Source organism: Gordonia sp. (in: high G+C Gram-positive bacteria) (assembly GCF_049299075.1).
Classification (GTDB): Bacteria; Actinomycetota; Actinomycetes; order Mycobacteriales; family Mycobacteriaceae; genus Gordonia.
Map to the genome: position 1 here is coordinate 1 of NZ_JBAQWU010000466.1, position 3161 is coordinate 3161.

The 3161-nt window shown below is 63.4% G+C and carries 3 protein-coding genes and 1 pseudogene; all 4 read right to left on the reverse strand.

What is annotated here, in order from left to right; genetic code table 11:
* Positions 1–53: 53 nt before the first annotated feature.
* A complete protein-coding gene (gene clpX / locus WAW85_RS14755; protein WP_422560347.1) occupies positions 54–1328 on the reverse strand; it encodes an ATP-dependent Clp protease ATP-binding subunit ClpX in 1275 nt (424 codons plus the stop codon).
* Between the two features lie 155 nt (positions 1329–1483).
* Positions 1484–2161, reverse strand: coding sequence for an ATP-dependent Clp protease proteolytic subunit (locus tag WAW85_RS14760; RefSeq protein ID WP_422560348.1), 678 nt, complete (start codon positions 2159–2161; stop codon positions 1484–1486).
* 26 nt (positions 2162–2187) lie between these two features.
* The gene (locus WAW85_RS14765; protein ID WP_422560349.1) at positions 2188–2790 is read right to left on the reverse strand and encodes an ATP-dependent Clp protease proteolytic subunit; all 603 of its coding nucleotides are present in this window, start codon (positions 2788–2790) and stop codon (positions 2188–2190) included.
* Between the two features lie 203 nt (positions 2791–2993).
* A pseudogene (locus WAW85_RS14770) lies at positions 2994–3161 on the reverse strand (trigger factor); the annotation flags it as partial.

A 3161-nucleotide genomic window follows, 5' to 3' on the forward strand; every position in this document is an offset into this window, starting at 1 on the left:
GGTCTGAGCCACCAGGTGGCTCAGACCCGCATCCTTCACTGTCAGCAGTCGCCTTACGCCGACTTCTCGCGGGGCTCGCGCTTCTTCTTGGGCACGATGGTCGGCAGCACGTTGTCGTTGACGGTCTCGCCGGTGACGACCACCTTGGCCACATCGGTGCGGCTGGGGATGTCGTACATGACCGGCAGCAGCACCTCCTCCATAATGGCGCGCAGGCCGCGGGCGCCAGTGCCTCGATGGATGGCCTGGTCGGCGATCGCTTCGAGAGCCTCGTCGGTGAACTCCAGCTCCACGTTGTCCATCTCGAAGAGCTTGCGGTACTGCTTGACCAGTGCGTTCTTGGGGTCGCCCAGGATCGAGACCAGAGCGGTCTTATCCAGGTTGGTGACCGAGGCGATCATCGGCAAGCGACCGATGAACTCCGGGATGAGTCCGAACTTAATCAGATCCTCCGGCATCACCTCGGCGAAGTGATCGGAGGTGTCGATCTCATTCTTGCTGGCCACCTCGTTGCCGAAGCCGATGCCGCGCCGGCCGACCCGCTCGGAGACGATTTTCTCCAGCCCGGCGAAGGCACCGGCGACGATGAACAGCACGTTGGTGGTGTCGATCTGGATGAACTCCTGGTGCGGGTGTTTACGACCACCCTGCGGTGGCACCGACGCCTGCGTGCCCTCCAGGATCTTCAGCAGCGCCTGCTGCACACCCTCGCCGGAGACGTCGCGCGTGATCGACGGGTTCTCGCTCTTACGCGCCACCTTGTCGACCTCATCGATGTAGATGATGCCGGTCTCGGCGCGCTTGACGTCATAGTCTGCAGCCTGGATCAGCTTCAGCAGGATGTTCTCGACATCCTCGCCGACATAGCCGGCTTCGGTGAGCGCAGTGGCGTCCGCGATCGCGAACGGCACGTTCAGCATCTTGGCCAGGGTCTGCGCCAGATAGGTCTTGCCGCATCCGGTGGGGCCGAGCATCAGAATGTTACTTTTGGCCAACTCGACCGATTCGCCGCCGCGCGGCTCCTTCTTCTCGCCCGCCTGAATGCGTTTGTAGTGGTTGTAGACGGCCACGGCCAGCGTGCGCTTAGCGGTGTCCTGGCCGACGACGTAGGTGTCCAGGAACTCGCGGATCTCAGCTGGCTTGGGTAGCTCGTCGAGCTTCACATCACTGGTCTCGGACAGTTCCTCTTCGATGATCTCATTGCAGAGATCGATGCACTCATCGCAGATGTACACCCCGGGCCCGGCGATCAGCTTCTTGACCTGCTTTTGCGACTTTCCGCAAAACGAGCACTTCAGCAGGTCGCCACCATCTCCGATACGTGCCATTTCCCTGCACCAACTTCCTGATCTGCGCGTAGCTAAAACGGTACCCGCGCCGCTGCTCGTCTGTTCTTGAAACCCTACGGACTTGCCCGGTCACTGCCCCGACGCCACACCGGCGTGTCGGGTCAGTGACCGAACGTGCCCTGAACTGCTGACGCTCAGCGCGCCGACTTCTTGCGGTACTCGAAGACCTCGTCGACGATGCCGTATTCCTTGGCTTGGTCGGCCGACAGGATATTGTCCCGGTCAGTGTCGCGCCGAATGGTTTCCGGCTCCTGTCCGGTGTGCCGGGCCAGGATTTCGTCGAGTCGCTTGCGGATGCGCTCGATCTCGGCAGCCTGGATCTCCAGATCGGACACCTGCCCCTGGAAGGCGCCTCCCGTACGCGGCTGGTGAATCAGCACAGTCGCGTTCGGCAGCGCCGCCCGCTTACCTGGGGTGCCGCCGGCCAGCAGGATCGCGGCGGCCGAGGCGGCCTCGCCGAGGCACACCGTCACGATGTCGCAGTGCACGTACTGCATGGTGTCGTAGATGGCGAGCATGTCGTGCACACTGCCGCCCGGCGAGTTGATGTACATGGTGATGTCGCGGTCGGGATCCTGGCTCTCCAGGACCAGCAGCTGCGCCATGACGTCGTTGGCGACGGTCTGGTCGATGGGCGTGCCGACAAAGACGATGCGCTCCTCGAAGAGCTTGGCGTACGGGTCGTACTGCCGCTGCCCATTCGGCGTGTTCTCAATGAACGACGGCAGGATATAGCGCGCCTGGATCTGCTTGAGCGCGATCGCGGCGTCGGGGATGCCCGCGCGGACGTCGGCCGGAAGGTTCTCGTACATGGGTGCTCCGTTGCGGTTGTAGGGGCTCATGCGCCCGGGCGGGCGACGCTAGTCACCACATGGTCGACGATGCCGTAGTCCTTGGCCTCCGGGGCGGTGAACCACTTGTCGCGGTCGGCGTCGGCTTCGATCCTTTCCAGCGGCTGACCGGTGAACTCCGCGTTGAGGCGGTTCATCTCCTTCTTGGTCGCCGCAAACTGCTCAGCCTGAATGGCGATGTCGGCAGCGGTACCACCGATACCGGCCGACGGCTGGTGCATCATGATCCGCGCGTGCGGCAGGGCGTGGCGCTTGCCCTTGGTGCCGGCGGCCAGCAAGAACTGGCCCATCGAGGCGGCCATACCCATGCCGTAGGTGGCCACATCGCACGGCGCCAGCTGCATGGTGTCAAAGATCGCCATACCGGCGGTCACGCTGCCGCCCGGCGAATTGATATAGAGGTTGATGTCACGCTGCGGATCCTCGGCTGCCAGCAGCAGGATCTGAGCGCACAGGCGGTTGGCGATATCGTCGTCGACCTGGGTGCCCAGGAAGATGATCCGCTCGCGCAGCAACCGCTCGAAGACCGAGTCGGTCAGGTTGAGTCCGGCGACACCGGAGCTATTAGTGGGCGAGTACAAGTTGCTCACGTTGCGATTCCCATCTGGTTCGAAGCGGGCCACCCGCGCAGTGGCCCGTAGCTGTCACCGACATTAATCAATCTACGAGCCCCCGTTGTTCCCCACACACCGGCGATTCGCTGACAGCGGAACTGATCTCGGTCGTTCGGACGACAACAGCCGGGACCGGAGAGACTCCGATCCCGGCTGTCACCGGTCTAACTGTCTGCGCGTCAGGCGTCGTCGCCCTCCGCGTCGTCGGCGGTGCCGAAGAACGCGTCAGTATCGATGACCTCACCGTTGGTGTCGGTGACGGTCACCTGGCCGATCACCGACGCCAGGGCCTTGTTGCGCCGCACGTCGGCGTACAGCGCACCGACCTGGTTGGCATTCTGGAGCTG

Coding starts and splice junctions, on each gene's coding strand:
- clpX (WP_422560347.1), bottom strand. CDS start 1,328: ATGGCACGTATCGGAGATGGTGGCGACCTGCTGAAGTGCTCGTTTTGC.
- WAW85_RS14760 (WP_422560348.1), bottom strand. CDS start 2,161: ATGTACGAGAACCTTCCGGCCGACGTCCGCGCGGGCATCCCCGACGCC.